This is a genomic window from Thauera sp. 2A1, from assembly GCF_009469595.2.
Taxonomy (GTDB): Bacteria; Pseudomonadota; Gammaproteobacteria; order Burkholderiales; family Rhodocyclaceae; genus Thauera.
In genome coordinates this window covers 1,490-2,669 of the sequence record NZ_SSXV01000068.1, presented here as the reverse complement: position 1 = coordinate 2,669, position 1,180 = coordinate 1,490, and the positions used below count along the sequence as shown (strand labels likewise).

Below are 1,180 nucleotides of genomic sequence, written 5' to 3'. Positions count from 1 at the left end.
GGGGCACAAATGGAAAAATGAGCCTAATAACAATGAATTAAACATTCCTATTACTAAAAGAACTTACTGTGAAAGATGCGGTAAGTACTATAGCCAAGAAATTTATAAACAACTTTAAATTCATATCAAATGAAATCTTTAAACTTTGTAATTATTGGAATTCCTGCATCAATTAATCAGGAAAGTGTTGTAACAGCAGTAGCTCTTATGGCTAAAAAGCTTGGTTTATCAGAAGTACATACAGAAATACTTGAAACAAGTAAATTTGCAACTAGCTCTTCAAATAAACAAATGATTGAAAACATATTAAAAGATGTTATTACTGTATGTACAGCAGCTGGTCTAATGAATATTGCTGCAATCAATGCTAATTTTTGGAAATTGATTGAAGATGGCAAATTAACTAGACCACAAATTGAGATGATGCTGGATGAAAAAGAAGTTACAATTGAGTATCTCAACAAAAAGGGATGCGCTTATATCTTTGATCTTTTAGTACAAGCAATTAGAGTGTTATAATTATGGGAAAGACCTATAAAGAATCTCATTTTCCAGGTTCTAAGCAATCAGGAAAAGCAGCTGAATATCAGTCTAAAAAGAGAGTTAGACATTCTAAAATGCAACCGTATAAAAGGGAAAGAGCTATTGTTTAACTAAGAATTACTAATTAAGTAGTTATGATAGAATCCAATCAACACAGAAGGTTATAACGCCAGACCCCTAAAGGTGATTAATACCTACGGACTATACAACGGTCAACCTTATTTAAGGTCAGGAGAAGGAAAAGGGCTAGCTATCAAATAAGGCGTACGAATAGATAGTATAACTTTCTATTTCTTTATTATTATGTGGACAAAAGAAGAACTAGAAAAGAAAACAAAAGAAGAACTGATAAATATTATTATTAAAATGCAGATAGATATTCGAGAAGAAAGAGATGAAATCTATCGCAGACATTTATCAGATACTTTATGGGGTTAATTCATTCACTTAAATAAATCAATTATTAACAATTAAAATCAAAAGAATTATGAAGAATTTTATGAATTTTGTAGGAATTATGTTAGGTGCATCAATGTTGTGTGACAAAGTAACTGATGGAGGTTATAACTTTGAAGCTGGAATGAAACATCAAGAAGAAAAAGATGGTAAAGTTGAAGCATCAGCAGTTACTGAAGCA

1 protein-coding gene is annotated in these 1,180 nt (G+C 30.8%); it reads left to right on the top strand.

The genetic code is table 11. From position 1 onward, the window contains the following. Positions 1–129 precede the first annotated feature (129 nt). Positions 130–519, top strand: coding sequence for a hypothetical protein (locus GH664_RS22265; protein WP_153163831.1), 390 nt, complete (start codon positions 130–132; stop codon positions 517–519). Positions 520–1,180: the final 661 nt, after the last annotated feature.

Bases quoted from the DNA above. Each gene is read 5' to 3' on its own strand.
- GH664_RS22265 (WP_153163831.1), top strand. From the start codon at position 130: ATGAAATCTTTAAACTTTGTAATTATTGGAATTCCTGCATCAATTAAT.